The organism is Legionella qingyii (genome assembly GCF_003990155.1).
Taxonomy (GTDB): domain Bacteria; phylum Pseudomonadota; class Gammaproteobacteria; order Legionellales; family Legionellaceae; genus Legionella; species Legionella qingyii.
Genome location: NZ_RZGX01000008.1, coordinates 36,077 through 53,769, shown reverse-complemented (window position 1 = coordinate 53,769; position 17,693 = coordinate 36,077). Strand labels below are relative to the sequence as shown.

Below are 17,693 nucleotides of genomic sequence, written 5' to 3'. Positions count from 1 at the left end.
TCGCGGGAATGACAAAAATCCTTAACTTAATGGTAGTAATCCTTAGGGGAAGAAGGTACCTACGCACGGATGAGGACATTGGTTTCGGCCAATGAAACCTTCACCCTTGTCCCCACTGCCATGAAGCCAAGAAAAAAACTGTCGTTCCCGCGAAGGCGGGAACCCATTTCTAACAAAATGCAGTGCTACTTAAAGAATAGATCCCAGCTGCTTGGTAATGACAAAAATCCATAATTTAATGGTAGTGTCCCCTGCCCCTCGCCCATTCTAGGGAGGGGCTATGAACTTAATTCATCCCATACTTTTTAATTACGTTTTAATTTTGCCAATGCATCTGCCATTGCTGTATTAAACACAGTTTTTTTGGCTGGCTCAACTTTTTTAACCTCGGATTTTTTCTTATGCTCAGCTTTTTTTACTTGAGGTGGTCTTTTCACTTCAGATGCTTTTGCAACTTTTTTAACGGGCTGATTTGCAGGCTCGTCTTCCAATTTCATACTTAAACCAATACGTTTTCTTTCTTTATCCACTTCAATAACCTTGACCGTCACAATATCACCGGCCTTCACTACAGTACGTGGATCAGAAATAAATTTGTTGGTCATCGCTGAAATATGTACCAATCCATCCTGGTGTACACCAATATCCACAAAGGCACCAAAATTAGTCACATTACTCACAACTCCTTCCAGGATCATTCCTTCATGTAAATGTTCGATGTCTTCGACACCTTCCTTGAATTGTGCCGTTTTAAATTCAGGTCTTGGATCGCGACCTGGTTTTTCCAGTTCACGCAACACATCTCTGATTGTAGGTAAACCAAATTGTTCATCAACAAACTGTTCAGCATTCACACTGTGTAATAGTTCTTTATTACCGATCAGCTTCTTAATATCAATGTTCCTATTCTCAATGATTTTTTCTACCAGAGGGTAAGCTTCCGGGTGCACACAAGAGGCATCGAGTGGATTATCACCATTCATGATGCGTAAAAAACCTGCTGCTTGTTGGAACGCTTTTTCGCCCATGCGATGTACACTTTTTAATTCCATGCGGTTTTTAAATGCACCATGTTCATCACGATAAAGCACAATATTTTTAGCCAAAGCCTCATTAAGACCTGAAACATGAGATAACAGCGCAGCTGAAGCCGTGTTTACATCAACACCTATGGCATTCACGCAATCCTCTACAACACCATCAAGACTCCGAGCCAGGCGAGTTTGATTCACATCATGTTGATATTGTCCCACTCCAATAGATTTAGCTTCGATTTTGACCAATTCCGCAAGCGGATCCTGGAGACGTCGCGCAATAGAAACAGCCCCTCTTAACGTAACATCCAAATCTGGGAATTCTTGTGAAGCAATTTCTGAAGCTGAATAAACAGACGCGCCCGCTTCACTTACAATAACTTTGGTCAGTTTTAAATCAGGGTACATTTTTATTAATTCAGTGACCAAGCGTTCTGTTTCACGAGATCCTGTACCATTACCGATACTTATCAGATTAACCTGATATTTTGCTGCCAATTTAGCTAAATCAGTAATTGCCTGATGCCATTCATTTTGTGGCGCTAATGGGAAAATAACGGTGTAATCCAGCAATTTACCAGTTGCATCAACCACAACCACTTTAACTCCGGTTCTGATTCCAGGGTCAAGTCCAATAGTAATTTGTGGACCTGCAGGTGCGGCGAGTAATAAGTCACGTAAATTTCTGGAAAATACTTTTATTGCTTCTTCATCTGCAATTTCTCGTAAGCGAGTCAGCAACTCCAACTCTAACTTGGTAAATAATTTTACCTTCCAGGTCAGACGGACTGTTTCAAGCAACCAACTGTCAGCTTTTCTTTGTTGATCAACAATATTGAAATGAGCTGCTAATTTATTTTCACCATACGATAAATCATGTTCAGGTAAAATAAGGCTCACTTGCAAAACACTTTCTCGTCGGCCGCGGAATAACGCCAAAGCACGATGTGACGGGATTTTTTTAATTGCTTCAGAATAATCAAAGTAATCTGAAAACTTATTGACGGTTTCTTTTTTCTTAGAGCTTCCTGTTGATTTGACGATGCCGTGCTGCCACAAGTATTCACGTAGCTCATTAATCAAATCAGCATCTTCAGCAAAATGCTCCATTAATATGTGGCGTGCACCTTCTAATGCTGCTTTTGCATCCTCAACGCCTGCCTCAGGATTGATAAATTGAACAGCTTCTTCTTCGGGATCCAACATAGGATTTTTCCAAAGTGCCTGCGCAAGAGGCTCCAAGCCTGCTTCGATGGCAATTTGCGCTTTTGTACGACGCTTTGGTCTGAATGGCAAATATAAATCTTCAAGACGAGTTTTAGTGTCTGCTGCCAAAATGCTTTTTTCAAGTTCAGGAGTGAGTTTCTCTTGTTCGCGGATAGACTGTAAAACTACGGCTCGACGCTCATCCAATTCACGCAGATAAAGTACACGTTCATCAATAAAGCGTAATTGCACATCATCTAGTCCTTCGGTAGCTTCCTTGCGATAACGAGCAATGAAAGGAACTGTTGCCCCTTCATTAAGCAGACGAATGGCTGCTTCTGCCTGCGCTGGTTTAACTTTGAGTTCTTGCGCAATAATCGCAGCTAATCTCAACATCTCTTGAGTCATTTACATCCCCGTAAAACATAAAAAATATAACAATTGATTACTTCACCTTAGAAATATAAGGAAAATGTAACCTGGGTGTCGCAAAGCGCAACCCAGATTCGGTAATCCTATTCTTGAGTTACGCGCTGCTTTTGCCTACTATAAACTATAAGTTCTTATCTTAAGTTCTCTCTATATACATAGAGAAGAATGTCAAGGGTGATTAGTTAAAAAAACGCCACATTATTACTCAACAGTCACAGATTTGGCAAGATTACGTGGCTGATCCACATCAGTCCCTTTTACAACAGCAACATGATAAGCCAACAGTTGTAAAGGAATTGTATAAATAATGGGAGCCACCCATAAACCACAGCAAGGGACCTTAATCAAACGAGCCCCATTTGCTCGCCAACTTTGGGAGTCATCAACAAAAACAAACAACTGGCCACCCCGAGCACTCACTTCATGTAAATTGGATTTTAATTTGTCCAACAACTCATCGTTAGGGGCAACCGCAACAACAGGCATGTTTTCATCAACCAAAGCCAAAGGACCGTGTTTCAACTCTCCGGAGGGGTATGCCTCAGCATGAATATAAGAAATTTCCTTTAATTTCAACGCACCCTCTAGGGCTACTGGGTATTGAACACCGCGACCTAAAAATAAAGCATGTGCTTTATGTACAAACAGTGATGCCAGGTCTTCAACCTCTTCATTCATCTTTAATACACGTTCGCAACATGCAGGCAGCTCCTGCAATTGTTTTAATACTTCGTTTGCGCGATTATCATGACACAACGCTGCCGCTAACATCAAAAAAGCAGCCAACTGAGTTGTAAATGCCTTAGTAGATGCCACACCAATCTCAATTCCGGCGCGTGTTAGAAAAACACAATCAGCTTCTCTGACTAAGGTGCTTGTTGCAACATTACAAATCGCCAAGCTGGCCAAATATCCCTTCTCTTTTGCTTTTTGTAGTGCAGCAAGAGTATCTGCAGTCTCGCCTGACTGGGAAACGGTAATGAATAAAGTATCTTTAGGAACTACCACGTCACGATAACGATATTCACTGGCAATTTCAACTTGGGTTGGCAACCCAGCCAATGACTCTAACCAATATTTGGCAACTAGCCCGGCGTGGTAACTGGTGCCACAAGCAACAATATGGATTTGTTTCACCATAGGAAATATATGAGAGGCGCGTTCCCCAAAACTGGATCTAAGTACCTCCACACTATTAACACGACCTTCTAAAGTATCATTCAGTACCTTAGATTGTTCGAAGATTTCCTTGAGCATAAAATGCCGATAAGGACCTTTACTTACTGTCTCGGAATCACTCGTTAAGGGATGAAGGGGGCGCTCGACAAATGATTTGGAGGCGTCATAAATCGCGATACTTTTTGAGGTAATAACAGCGCTGTCGCCTTCCTCCAAATAAATTACTGATTGTGCGAAAGATTTTAACGCCAATCCATCAGAAGCAATAAAATTCTCACCGATTCCTATGCCGACAACGAGAGGGCTACCTTTACGAATAGCAATAAGTTCTTTGGGATTTTGTTGGTGGATAACACCTAAAGCGAAAGCCCCTTCCATTTCTGCGGCGGCGGTTTGTACTGCCTGGAGCAAATTTTCACTCTGAAGGTAATAGTAATGAATTAAATGAGCCGCCACTTCGGTATCAGTTTCGGAAGTAAACTGATACCCTTTCATTGCTAATTCACGACGCAATTGTTCATGATTTTCAATAATCCCATTGTGTACCAATGCAAGTTGTCCGTGGGATATATGGGGATGTGCATTTTGTTCTGAAGGCTTACCGTGGGTGGCCCATCGTGTATGGGCAATACCTGTATTACCAGCAATAGCTGTTTCTTGCATCGCATCAGCTAAATTTTGTACCTTACCCTGGATCCTTACACGATTTAAACGTTTGTCATTATCAATTACTGCAATACCAGCAGAATCATAACCTCTATACTCTAGACGACGTAACCCTTCCAGTAAAATTTTACTGATGTCCCTTTCAGATACAGCTCCAATAATCCCACACATAACCTGCTCCTCGCTTCAACAACCGCACATGAACGACTTATCAATAAAAAAAGGGCAATTATGCCATAAACATTTATAAATCACTAACATGTTCCGTACAGAAAACTCACTCCAGAGGACGATGTTTCATAGTTAATCCTCTAAAGATTTAAAGATTAAAATTATAGGCTCAGTGAAATCACAGTCGCATCCGGGAATTCTACAAAAAGAAAACCCGGGTTAATGGCTGCGCCTTCACCCAGGCCACGCTAGAAAAAACGCTTAACGACTCACAACTTTTTTACTCTATAGGATTTTTACACGCTACATCATATCCGTGGTCCTTCATGGCCTTGCACACTTCAAAAGCAAGCAACCCATGAGCACGAGTACTTGGATGAATTTCATCCCAGAATAAATAACTTTCAGGAGTATCACATACTTGATAGTTTTTGTCTCCTGCAGCAAAGCTTGCGTCCCTATATTGGAGTACTTGCGCATAGCGTAATACGTAGTTATTAGCAAATGGCGAGCTGCGGAATGCATCATACATAGGAAGCTTCACATCAATACACGCTTCCGTAGTATTAGTAAATCCATAATTTTCCGGATTTTTTAAAGCACGTCCCAGGTAGTCGCCCATGTCGATGTAGAGGAAATTTGAATCGGGATAAATTTTTGCCCATTCTTGCATGCGATTTCGAAGTCGCTCATTGTGCATATCAATGGCGTTATTCAAAACTTCTCTATCGGTGGTTTGCACCATGCGGGGGGTATCGCCTATATGAGGCAGTCCCATAATAACAAAACGACGCGCACCGGCTTGCATTAATTTCATAACAGCAGAGCCCGCACCAGATAAGACGTTATCAACATAGGTACTCATTACTTCGGTGTTGTAATTGTCTTCAAAGAACAAGACATTGATGTAATCATTACTGCCTGAGAAAATAAAAAATACCGTTTCATCGCTTAAGGCTGGATGCTCCAGCAAATAAGCTTGGACAGTTAACCCAAGACTGGGTGGAACCAACTTGCCTACAATCAGATTTTTGATTGTTCCTAATGGATGACGTATCAAATTCCATACCGTTAACTGATAATCATAAGTTGCAGTCCAGCTCCCCCCAAATGCACGATTTAAGTAAACTTCTTCATCATCTGGAGAAATGGATATCATTTTTGCTAAATATTCATTCCATACTTGGCCATTGGAGAAGCGTGCATTCCAATAAGGTTTACCGGGTAATACAGGTACCAATTTGATTTTACTTACCAAATTAGCAACATAAGGTCCTAATTGATTATCAAAAAAATCAGTAACAATGGCGATCCCTGAATCCAAAACCATTTGTGGCACATAATATTCTTCAGCAAACTCAACCATCTTGTTGAGCACGAATGTTTTAAAAGGTGCTACTAAAAAAGCAGGATCTTCTTCCTGACGCAAACTTTTAAGTAAATGAGTAGTATTCCCTGTATCAGACAAACTGTCGCCAAAAACAACCATCGATTTTACTGGAGTAGCAGCGAAACTCATAAATGGAACAAATAAACAAGCGATTAGGAACCACCGCAACTTCCGAATGTAATAGGCCATATTATCTCCTTATAAAAAGCCAGCGGAATCAAAGCACAGATAGCTTTAGTATATAACAGTATGATCGCTGGTTAGTTTTTGTCAACGCATTTAGTTAATTTTGCTTAATATTTAAACGTAGACGGGGGTGCATTGAATTCAAGCCTATTGATTAAATTCTGTGTAAATGTTAATTTTTGCCAAATATTTTTGTTTATATTTCTAGGTAGTACAATGAAAAAAATCGTGATTGCTTCATTTTATAAATTTGTTCCCTTGGATAATTTTGAAATGATGCGACAGCCTTTGCTTACGCAAATGCATGAAATCAAAATCAAAGGAACTATTATATTAGCCGCTGAAGGAATTAATGGAAGTTTTGCTGGTACGCGTGAGCAAATGGATCTATTTTATCAATTCATCCGCCAAGATGAGCGGTTAGCTGACTTAAAATTTAAAGAAACTTTTGATGATGAAAACCCATTCGAAAAATCCAAGGTCAAACTTCGCAAAGAAATTGTCACTATGGGTATAAACAACGTTGACCCATTGAAAATAGTGGGAACTTATCTTAGTCCTCAAGAATGGAATGAATTAATTAAAGATCCTGACGTCGTGTTAATCGATACCCGTAATGATTATGAATTTGAACTGGGCACATTCAAAAATGCGATTAATCCCACTACAGAAAACTTTAGAGATTTTCCGCAATACGTGCACGAGCAGCTTCTCGATAAAAAAGATAAAAAAATTGCAATGTTTTGCACAGGCGGAATACGCTGTGAAAAATCGACCGCTTATTTAAAAGATTTAGGCTTTGAAAATGTTTATCATTTGCACGATGGCATTCTCAATTATATTGAACAAATGCCTAAGGAAGAATCGCTCTGGGAAGGACAATGCTTTGTTTTTGATAACCGCGTCGCGGTTGATGATCAATTAAATCGGGTTTATCCTCAATTACCACTGGATTACAAACACGATCGTAATAAAGAATAAATATGACAAATAAAAAACAATCCGATTCAACTATTGTGTTGAATCGAAAAGCCGGCTTTAATTATTTTATTGAGGATCAATATGAGGCCGGCCTGGTGCTTGAAGGCTGGGAAGTCAAAAGCTTGCGTGCGGGGAAAATAAATTTGTCGGATGCTCATATCATTATCAAAAACAGCGAAGCCTTTTTGCTTGGAGCCCAGATTCAACCACTCATAACCGCCTCGACCCATTCTATTCCTGACCCAATACGTACACGCAAGTTATTATTAAATAAAAAAGAACTCAATCAACTGATTGGGAGTGTTGAACGGCAAGGTTATACCATAGTGCCACTTTCTTTATATTGGAAAAAAAATAAGATAAAGATAAAAATAGCCTTAGCTAAAGGTAAAAAGGAACATGATAAGCGCGACACCATTAAGGATCGTGAATGGGAAAGAGACCGTTCCCGTATAATGAAAAAAGCAGGGAGAGATTAATGAATGTAGATGAATTGGTACCCGATTTTGCATTCGCAGCAACAAGTGGGCTCAATGCTCATCTAAGTGATTATCGAGGAACATATGTAATCCTTTATTTTTATCCTAAAGATGCAACCCCAGGATGTACTACAGAAGGACAAGATTTCCGCGATGCATATCCTCAGTTTCAGGCATTAAACGCCCAAATATTTGGAATTTCCCGGGACAGCTTGAAATCGCATGAGAATTTTAAAGCAAAACAAAATTTTCCTTTCGAACTCATTAGCGATCATGATGAACAATTATGCCAATTGTTTGATGTGATAAAAATGAAATCCATGTATGGTAAACAAGTCCGTGGTATTGAACGCAGTACATTTATCATTGATCCGCAGGGAAAACTAATCAAAGAATGGCGCAAAGTGAGCGTTAAAGGACATATAGCCGAAGTACTTAACGCACTAAAATAATTTAGTATCTATTCACCACATTTTGAATGCTTTAGAGGAAAAGTCAGATTTGAGTGTACGATGCACCAAAAATGGCTTTCCGATGAACATGATGAATAGTTACATCAATTTTATCCTTGACTGAATCTCATCCCCTAAGCAGAATGAAGGATGCAATCAAATAATTTTAGGGTTATGGCTTGTCTCATTACCATTAAGTTAAGAAGCGAAGAATCTTGTAGGATAAGGGCAAAGTTATTAACTTAATGACAGTGAAACTGCCTTCACCCAGGCTACACGTTTTAATCACAAGGTGAATTTATGGATAATAGCAATACCCATCGGAAGCTGTTTGTACTTGATACCAATATTTTAATGCATGATCCTACAGCCATCTATCATTTTGAAGAGCATGACATCTATTTGCCCATGGTCGTTCTGGAAGAATTAGACAGTCATAAAACCGGTACATCGGAAGTAGCACGCAACGTCCGCCAAACCAACCGTATGTTGGTAGAGCTCATGAGTAATGCATCACATGAACAAATCGTATCCGGATTGGCTATACCCAATTATCTTAATTCAAATAAGAAAAAGTGCAGCGGAAAGCTATTTTTCCAAACAGATGAATTCGACCAGGTAGTCCCATCTACACTTCCTGGGCATAAAGTTGATAATACAATTCTTGCAACCGCCCTAGGTCTACAAAAAAAGTATGCCGGAAAAACGCAGGTAATTATTGTGTCAAAGGACATTAACTTGCGTATCAAAGCAGGAATACTTGGCATTCTTGCTGAAGATTATTACAGCGATCAGGTACTTGATGATGTCAATCTCTTGCACAGAGGACTACATATTCTTGATAAGAATTTCTGGGATACGCATGCTAAAGATATGGGGTCATGGCAAGAAAGTGGCAAGACTTTTTATAAAGTAGCGGGGCCATTAATCAGTCAATGGAATCCTAATGATTGCATCAGTACAGAAGATGATCAATTTCAAGCTATCGTGAAAAAGCTTGAACGTGACCATGCGGTGATTCAGTTAATTCGTGATTACACCAAACATTCCGTATGGGGAATTCATGCTAAAAATCGCGAGCAAAACTTTACCCTGAACTTGCTCATGGATCCTGATATTGATTTTGTAAGCTTACAAGGCCCCGCCGGAACCGGAAAAACCTTACTCACCATTGCTGCAGGCCTAACTCAGGTACTCGATCAAAACCGTTACACCGAAATTCTTATGACGCGCGTGACCATTCCTGTAGGCGAGGATATAGGCTTCCTACCTGGAACCGAAGAAGAAAAAATGACACCGTGGATGGGCGCTTTAATGGATAACCTCGAAGTTCTGCACAGTTCACAGGTAGGTGGTAGTTTTGGACGTGGCGCAACTCAAGATTTATTACAAAACAAAATTAAAATTCGCTCCTTGAACTTCATGCGAGGCCGTACTTTTTTAAATCGCTACATTATCATTGATGAAGCACAGAACCTAACTCCTAAGCAAATAAAAACATTGGTCACACGTGCTGGTCCAGGATCGAAAATTATTTGTCTTGGGGATATTAAACAAATAGATACCCCCTATCTGAGTGAAACAACTTCCGGTCTAACTTTTGCGGTAGATCGATTTAAACACTGGGAACACAGTGCACACATGAGTTTAACTCGTGGGGAGCGCTCAAGACTTGCATTTTATGCTGCGGAGCATTTATAGTATGCACTTTAAGGATTTACCATGACTGACCATGCCATCACTTTTGATGACGTTCTGCTTGTTCCTTCATACAACCACCACGAATCCAGAAGAGTCGTGGAAACAACCAGTACTGACAGACTGGGCAAATTAACATTGGAGCTTCCCGTAATCAGCTCCAATATGGACACCATTACTGAAAGTTCTATGGCTAATTTCATGGGCTCTAAAGGTGCTATGGGTGCGTTACACCGTTTTATGACCATCGAAGAAAACATCGCAGAATTTAAAAAATGTCAAAGCAAGGTGTTTGTCTCGATTGGTTGTACTGCAGCTGAATTGGAGCGAGCAGAAGCATTACGCGATGCAGGGGCTGATTATTTCTGTGTGGATGTTGCCCATGCTCATGCCAAATATGTGGGAAAAACTCTAAAAAGTTTACGCCATTTGCTTGCGGATCGATGTATTATGGCTGGAAATGTCGCCACCTATGCTGGAGCTGATTATCTTGCTTCATGTGGCGCAGACATCATTAAGGCCGGTATTGGCGGTGGTTCAGTATGCAGTACTCGCATTAAAACGGGCTTTGGTGTCCCTATGTTAACCTGTATTCAAGATTGTTCACGCTCTGATCGCTCTATTGTAGCGGACGGCGGAATCAGAACATCAGGCGACATAGTCAAAGCGTTAGCATTCGGTGCTGATTTTGTCATGATAGGTGGCATGCTAGCAGGTACCGCGCCAACCCCTGGTGAGGTAATTGAAAAGCAAGATGGCACCAAAGTAAAACGTTACCGAGGCATGGCATCTAAAGAAGCGCAAGAAAACTTCTTAGGACAAATGCATGAGTGGAAAACTGCTGAGGGCGTTGCAACTGAAGTAGCGTATAAAGAAAATCCTGATGCGATTATTGCTGATATAGTGGGAGGATTAAGATCCGGTCTGACTTATGCTGGTGCTGATACAATTAGCGAACTACAACGTAAATTAAATTATGTCGTAGTAACCCAAGCAGGGCGTATTGAAAGTTTACCGCATAAATTAATGGGTTAAAAGTCAATCAATTATGAGTTGAAGCGTGGGTGAAGCGAAACCCAGGGAGTTTATAAGCAAAACCTGGGTTTTGCTTCATGTACCGATTACTATGGCCCTTTCATATCAAATGTTGATTCCTCGCTCTCGGTTGGTGCTGGAGTAGATTTCGAATTAGGTGATTTGTCGATAAGCGCATCAAAGTCCATTCCTTCAAATGCTTCATTAAATTCCGCCATTAAATTAGAAGAAGTACTATTATTTGGTTCACTTAGACTCATTTCGTCCTCGTTCTCATCCGCCAATTCCTCATCTTCATTTTCTCCTGATTCATAAACTTGCTCCTGGGAACTGGGATTTAATTCCTGAGTATCAGTGGAATTTAACTTGGCTGTAGCTCCTTTAATAGCATTAACAAGTCCGGAGTTAACTACGTCCTGGATAGAACTCACCATCTCTTTAAACTGAAGCGCAGCTTGTCCTGCTTTAGTATTTTTGAGATCATCGAGCTTTTCATCAGCCTTATCTAATAATTGATCTTTAATTTCTCCGGCCTTATCATTTAGTGCATCTTTCAACCCACCTAAAGCTTGTCCCAACTCGGTCTGTGAAAATTTATCTAAAGCCTTAGACCCGGCTGCTTTCAAGGCACTATTTATATCTCCATTAATCTCCGAAACCATCTGACTGAGCTGCTCATTCAACTCAAGATAAGGATTCTTTTCCTTACCCTCTCCCTTTTGTTGAGTAGGCTTTTTAGGTTGAGCTTCCTCTTGCTGTGGTTTCTTGTCCTCATCCTTTGCTGATTTTGGCGTAGGCCCTTCACTGATATCTGGAGTAATGACATCTGGCTTCGGGGGAGGAGGAGGACTTGCCTGGTTCTCTTGTGGAGTCGGCTTGTCTTTTTCAGTTTTTCCTGTACTCATAAATCTTAACCTCTGTAGTATCTACCCCTATTAAGTTAAAGATAGCACATCGTAAGAAACATTGCCTTTAAATAGATGGCGTAGATCGAATATTTTCAGATACACTAATCTTATCAAGATGTGTTCCTTGATGAATTGTATTTAACCATAATTTACAATAATTTTGCAAAACAAATGCAACCTATATGGAATGATATGTTACTATGAATCTTAACGATTTTCGCTACATGCGCCGTGGCAAACAACTGTTTGATTTAAGCAAGAAAGATTATACACTCCTTGAACCCATTAGACGGCGGGGAGCAGAAACAGATAGAGCCCTGCTCCTTTTACATGGATTTACTTCCTCGCCAGCGGTTTATCGCTATTTAATTCCTAAATTAAATCATTATGATGCTTTAGTTTGTCCTGCATTACCAGGACATGCAGATAGCATTGCGGCTTTTGCACAAGTAAAGGTCACAGATTGGCTTGAATGTGCAACACAAGAATGTGAGAAATTATTTAAAGAATACCAAAAAGTAGATGTACTGGGACTCTCCTTGGGTGGCATATTGGCATGCACGTTGAGTACAACTTTTGCATTCAATCATATGTTTCTCTTAGCCCCTGCCTTAAAATTACAGATGAATATTTATCGTAATCTGCAACTTCTAAATGTACTTAAAAAGCTAGGGTTTTGCGAACTGCGAGGCGTAGCGGGTAATCTTGCAACCAACCAACATGCTGAAATATCATATCGAAGGATTCCGATTCCAGCACTTATTGAACTGTTTACCATGATTTACGAATATCAGTGGATTACGCCAAAGTGCCCAATTGACCTCTTTTTTGGCGCTCACGATATTGTTGTTGCCTCCAAGGAGGTAGAAAAAATGTTCGCTCATTTACCGAATACAACCATACACTGGCTAGCAAACTCAGCCCATGTTTTGCCATTAGATAATGATTTGGATCAGATTGTTCAGTGTATTAACCAACGTATCGCATCTAATCTGAATGAAAAATCCTCTCTTGTGTTGATGGGAGAGAGTTAGAATAAAATTAAGCGTTGATCGCTACCCTCATCCGCCCCTTACGGGTACCCTCTCCCTTCCTGGGAGAAGGGAAAATTATCCTGATAAAACCTTCGCTTTGCCACACTATGGGAGAGGGGCAGGATGAGGGAAAATTGAAACATTACTTTAAGGGAGTTGCTTATTATAGCGATTGAAATCTTTCAATTCGGATTGATTCCACTCACGCATATCCAATACTGAGCCATCAAAAACCATGAAATCTGCTCGTGTTGAGGGCAAATTAAAATAATAAATGTCACTGGCATCCGTCGCTAAATTACTCTGATGTTTCGCTACTGAAATTTCTGCAACAGAGTGGTCATGCGTCTTCACAAAGCTGCGTTGTGCACGTAAGTAACGACCTTTAAATCGTGCATTACCCCAAAGTTCAACGTCGAGCCTATTTACTGCTCCAGCTAATTGAATGGTCGTTTTCTGCTTCGCACGCACAGTCAAAGTGTCCGTTTTAACCCAAAACAAACTAAGCCATGCATTTCCTTGCATGGTTAAATTTGCTAGATTTGCAACGCCTGAAAGTTGTACTTTTGGGCTTCCCTCTAAATGGAGCTGTAAGCCTGGACTGGATATTCCACCAATTTGAGTGAGCCCTTTACCCTTTATGTCCAGAACTCGTAAGCCGATGGATCCAGCTAATCTAACCTTTCCAGTATTTAGCAAATACACATCCAACAAGCGAGTACGAATCTGATCTCCAGTAATCATGGGTGTACCATTTGCCGTCAAACGGTTAAGGAATTGTCCCCTTATCTCCGCATAAATTGGGCCATTTAAATGACCTTTCCCTGCTATAGCCAAATACAATGTGTTTTGTACAACCTCTGCTTTTACGATCGCCAAATCACGAGCATCGCCAGATAAAATCACCTGGGGCTCTTTATAACCTGTATGCAGACTTACATTAAATGGCCCTTGCACATTAACCTGATTAAAAGCGGGTACTCGTCTTATTTGTTTTGTCTTATATACTTGTGTCGGAGCAGTTAGAGGCTGATTTTTTGGCGCATGATGCACACAAGCAGTTAATAAAAAGACAATTATAATCAATAAGTAACACCGCTTTTGCATAGACTTCATTCCCATATCAATAATTCCTCTACATTAGAGGAAGTTCTAACAATGTGCAAGGCCAAGTTAAAATGCATAAACTCTTTATCAGTTGCTTGGATGAAGCGAAGAAGCGGGAATATTGTTCCTGAAAACCCGGGCTTCGCTTAACCCAGGCTATTACAATTTAAAACCAAGAGCCTTTATTAAAATCTGAAAGTATGACCTTGGCAGGACAAGTATCATGAACTTGAGAGTCAGGAGCATTTTCGATTAATGATTCTAAAGACTCATCAAAAGGAATTAATGCCGGCAACTGAATATAAATATCAACCAATATACCATTCCTGCAACCTAAATAAACTTTTCCAGAATTATTTTTACCAAATGATTTGATTACCATCTCACGCAGGACCGTTAAGGGTACCTTTTGTCCTTGATGTTCCGCTAGATAATGTCCTAAGACAGAATTATCAACCGACTCAGTCAAACGCATCGCCAGTGAAAAATACTCATCTGCAGATAAAATTTGGCAACTGCCATGCTTATTCCATTCATGACGCTCCAAACAGCTCCCATAATTGTAACTCGGCATCAATTTTTTTAAATGTTCAGAAACTGGTGGTGATAAATTAAGCGGGGGATAAGCACAATGCCTGGATTTTTGCTCTACACCACAATACCCATAACTTTGGCCACAGGCATTTTGATTCGGCCATAAACCATGTAAGGTAAGATGCTTTGCTTGATAGGAATTTTTAGATAGATGCATGCATTCCGGCTTACCGGCTTCATATCCATACGTTTGACAAAACCCAGGCTGCGAGCTGAGCGCTAAAACATAAGAGTCGGACATCCCTGCCTGCGTATCGCAAGAATCACCGAACACAACAGAAGCAACAACATTGATAGAGAAAACCAGCAACAACAGAGTAGTGAGCTTTTTCATTAAGACACTCCGGCCAAGCTTCTTTCGAAACATTATACAGTAGAAGATAATGAAAGCCAGTTTTTTATTTCATGTAACTATATTGAATCTTAATGAAAAAATTTTAATTAGAATGCTTATTTCATAACACCAAATAAAACCAGGCGAATGTAACAGCTTAAATAAAAGCAAAGCCTCCACGAATCATTCCCAGACGCAAACATTTGAAGAACCCGCTCCATTGCGCAACAAAGACTCTGTTTCTTCTCCCGCATCCCCCTTCTTCACACCAAAAAAACCCTTGGGCACTTTAGGTTTCTCAAAGAGATTGTTACAAAACGTTTTATATTCTTCCTCATTAAACTCCAATGAGGTGTGACCTGTTTTTGATGTGCAGTCCAGAATGCTGTTTTTAAGTGCAAGATCATTAAGTCTATCGGCTAAATTGCTTAAATCAATTGTAGCGTCAAGTCTACCCCTCCGCACTGTTCCATTTTGGTCGCGAACAATATAGTCACCATTGTCAGATAGATAGATTTTACCAGCTAGTGCCAATTTGGAATCATTATCTGGTAATTCGGACATTAAAGCGAGTTCGTATATCTGTGAGGTCTCTTTTTCCTCTGGTTTAAATAGTGCCTCCACCAAACAATGAGTTGCAATTGCCAGTGCCACTGCAGCAATAATCATAGGCACACCGATCCCCAACGGTACGAATACTAAACTTGCAAACACAACTGCAGGAACTAAGGCATCAATCATAATACTGCGCACCAAACTCGCTGACTGATAACGCATCATCTGCTTTTGATATTCTGATTCTGCTTGGCATTGTTTAATTTCCAGGAAACTAAGTCGCTTTTCATCCTCGCTAAGCGTATTAAATCTTTCTTTTAAATCTTTAGTTAAAGCTTTCTCTTGATCTATTTGCTCTTGCCTTGTTTTGTAAGTTTTATACAGCTCGATGCCCCCTTTGATTGCATTGTTAATAACGGTAAATGCAAAACACAATACTGCACCAACAATAACCATAGTCGCCAAAACTGGGGCCCCTATAGGCATGAATGGCATGGTTAAAATAACAAAAGCCAGCATCAAACCAACAGCATAGGCAATATTATTGATTAAGGATATCTTATCAAGTTGCCAATCTCTTTCGCATCGCGATCTTTCTTGGCGCAATGTCCGTAGTTGTATTTCTACTTGGCGGATTTCATATTTCTCATCTTCACTCAGCTGTTGTTTTTCTATTGCTTGCAATGCCGCGAGTCGTTTTACTAATTGCTCTATATCCTCATCATATTGCTTCATTGCCTTATTATGCTTTATTCTTTGTTCCTCAAAGTCCCATACAGCCATAGCAATATCAAAAGCTAAAAGCACAATAGTAACCACATCTCCCGCAGCACCCAATGCACCTTTTCCAGTAAGCCAGAAAAAGCAAACTAAGTTAGCGGTTCCCCAAATGGAATCATTCAATAAGGTAAATTTCCTTTGTGACCATTGGGTTTGAAATCGCTCTTGCCAAGGTGTTTTTGCTTCCTCATCACTCATCCAGGGATGCTTAATGGTATGCTTAAGTAATAAATACAAATTCAGTCCAAAACGAGCATAATATAAAGCCCAGCTTAGGGTACCCGTATAAGGATCCGGCGCTTTTATCGCTTCAGCCGCTTGTCCTGCATAAAAACGATCTTCTGGAACCAAACCAATTACCGTTTTTAGTAAAGATGAATCCCATACCCAAGACAATCTCTTCTCATTCAATTTCCCCATGTACTCTTTAATTGTCTTGGTGGTACCGCCGGATAAATCAGCAATGCCTTGTCCTAATAATTGCCCCACAGGAATACCCAGATATTTTATCGGTTGCGCATCGGATGACGCTAGTTTTGCCTGGAATAAAAATTGGTTAACTCGTTTATTATATTCCGAATCAAGTAGATTAAGAAAATCGGAGCATCTTTTAATATGTTGATTATATGCTTTTACGTTTTCAGTTTTTTGATACTCTATTTCATGATTTTGTTGTGCCAACAAAAGCAACAGCGTAATTTTTAGATTAAATGCTAACGCTTTCTTTTTATCCTCGTCCATATATCTGAACATAACGGCATCAGTTTTAGCTAATAGGCCTAAATAAAAATTTAATGAAGGAAGAAAATCATCACTACGATGTTCGGTATACGCGCGACCTGTTAGAGACCGAATCCATTCCAGCTCTTCTCCGCTTGCCCGCTTATAGGTTTGAGAACATGATTGTTTGAGGCCATCATATTTGCTTTTATATATAATGTATTGTGTGTATTTTTTTCTATACTGAATAAGTTCCTTGATGTACTCATTGTACTCAGGATCCCCTATCTCTTTCTTAGCTTTGAGATCCTTAGTCGCTACAGGTTTCTTAGGTTTCGTGGGTTTTTCCAGCTTACGAATTTCATCTTTTTGATTTGTATTTTTTTCTGCATAATAAAGCGTGCCTTCATACAAAAAAATTGCATTATTACTTCCTGTTAACAGAGCAATGTCAGAAAATTTTTTTGGTAGAGAATTAATCTCAATGAGACCGCATTCGGCTCGATTGTAATTCAGCAACTCTTCGAAGCTCAAATCAGCAAGTTCCTTTTTTTCTTTTAGTGCATCTCGGAGAAATGATTGAAGAATTGCGCTACTCGTTGCCATAGTGTCACCTCTGTGTTCATGAATTTTGGCGACTAATTCATTGGATCACAGTAAAAAAAAATTATATGTTCTTTTTTATAACATAATATTGATTTTAAAAACAAGATGTGCATTGATTGATTTACACTATTGAAACCAAAATTTTC

The 17,693-nt window shown here is 39.9% G+C and carries 13 protein-coding genes; 6 read left to right on the top strand and 7 right to left on the bottom strand.

All coding sequences use genetic code 11. The annotated features are described in order from the left end of the window. Positions 1–305 precede the first annotated feature (305 nt). The 3 genes from ELY20_RS07270 to plaC all read right to left on the bottom strand — a co-directional run bounded on the left by ELY20_RS07270 (position 306) and on the right by plaC (position 6,267). Positions 306–2,648: a Tex family protein gene (locus ELY20_RS07270; RefSeq protein ID WP_110141965.1), complete on the bottom strand. Its 2,343-nt coding sequence runs from the start codon at positions 2,646–2,648 to the stop codon at positions 306–308. Positions 2,649–2,873: 225 nt separating this feature from the next. Further along, the gene (glmS, locus tag ELY20_RS07265; RefSeq protein ID WP_110141964.1) at positions 2,874–4,688 is read right to left on the bottom strand and encodes a glutamine--fructose-6-phosphate transaminase (isomerizing); all 1,815 of its coding nucleotides are present in this window, start codon (positions 4,686–4,688) and stop codon (positions 2,874–2,876) included. Between the two features lie 280 nt (positions 4,689–4,968). Further along, positions 4,969–6,267, bottom strand: a complete 1,299-nt coding sequence (plaC, locus tag ELY20_RS07260; protein WP_110141963.1) for a lysophospholipase/glycerophospholipid:cholesterol acyltransferase PlaC — start codon at positions 6,265–6,267, stop codon at positions 4,969–4,971. Positions 6,268–6,480: 213 nt separating this feature from the next. Between plaC and trhO the strand changes: the two genes are divergently transcribed. The 5 genes from trhO to ELY20_RS07235 all read left to right on the top strand — a co-directional run bounded on the left by trhO (position 6,481) and on the right by ELY20_RS07235 (position 10,909). Next, complete coding sequence (gene trhO / locus ELY20_RS07255) at positions 6,481–7,245, top strand: oxygen-dependent tRNA uridine(34) hydroxylase TrhO (protein WP_110141962.1); 765 nt, start codon at positions 6,481–6,483, stop codon at positions 7,243–7,245. Positions 7,246–7,247: 2 nt separating this feature from the next. Next, positions 7,248–7,724: an SsrA-binding protein SmpB gene (smpB, locus tag ELY20_RS07250; RefSeq protein ID WP_110141961.1), complete on the top strand. Its 477-nt coding sequence runs from the start codon at positions 7,248–7,250 to the stop codon at positions 7,722–7,724. Next, positions 7,724–8,176 carry a peroxiredoxin gene (locus ELY20_RS07245; RefSeq protein WP_110141960.1) on the top strand — a complete coding sequence of 151 codons (453 nt, stop codon included), beginning with the start codon at positions 7,724–7,726 and terminating at the stop codon, positions 8,174–8,176. The genes smpB and ELY20_RS07245 overlap by 1 nt, the downstream gene beginning before the upstream one ends. A gap of 300 nt (positions 8,177–8,476) precedes the next feature. After that, complete coding sequence (locus tag ELY20_RS07240; RefSeq protein ID WP_110141959.1) at positions 8,477–9,877, top strand: PhoH family protein; 1,401 nt, start codon at positions 8,477–8,479, stop codon at positions 9,875–9,877. 21 nt (positions 9,878–9,898) lie between these two features. After that, positions 9,899–10,909: a guanosine monophosphate reductase gene (locus ELY20_RS07235; protein ID WP_110141958.1), complete on the top strand. Its 1,011-nt coding sequence runs from the start codon at positions 9,899–9,901 to the stop codon at positions 10,907–10,909. A gap of 89 nt (positions 10,910–10,998) precedes the next feature. On the opposite strand, the gene ELY20_RS07230 is transcribed toward ELY20_RS07235, so the two are convergent. After that, positions 10,999–11,814 (bottom strand): hypothetical protein, encoded by an 816-nt coding sequence (locus ELY20_RS07230; RefSeq protein WP_110141957.1) that lies wholly within the window; start codon positions 11,812–11,814, stop codon positions 10,999–11,001. Between the two features lie 203 nt (positions 11,815–12,017). Between ELY20_RS07230 and ELY20_RS07225 the strand changes: the two genes are divergently transcribed. Next, positions 12,018–12,851, top strand: coding sequence for an alpha/beta hydrolase (locus ELY20_RS07225; protein WP_110141956.1), 834 nt, complete (start codon positions 12,018–12,020; stop codon positions 12,849–12,851). A gap of 147 nt (positions 12,852–12,998) precedes the next feature. Here the strand turns inward: ELY20_RS07225 and ELY20_RS07220 are convergent, their stop codons facing one another. From ELY20_RS07220 to ELY20_RS07210, 3 genes are all read right to left on the bottom strand, one after another. Continuing rightward, positions 12,999–13,958, bottom strand: coding sequence for a GIN domain-containing protein (locus ELY20_RS07220; RefSeq protein WP_110142055.1), 960 nt, complete (start codon positions 13,956–13,958; stop codon positions 12,999–13,001). A 166-nt stretch (positions 13,959–14,124) separates the two neighbouring features. Next, positions 14,125–14,886: a ribonuclease T2 family protein gene (locus ELY20_RS07215; protein ID WP_110141955.1), complete on the bottom strand. Its 762-nt coding sequence runs from the start codon at positions 14,884–14,886 to the stop codon at positions 14,125–14,127. Positions 14,887–15,069: 183 nt separating this feature from the next. Next, a complete protein-coding gene (locus ELY20_RS07210; RefSeq protein ID WP_110141954.1) occupies positions 15,070–17,547 on the bottom strand; it encodes a hypothetical protein in 2,478 nt (825 codons plus the stop codon). Positions 17,548–17,693 lie beyond the last annotated feature (146 nt).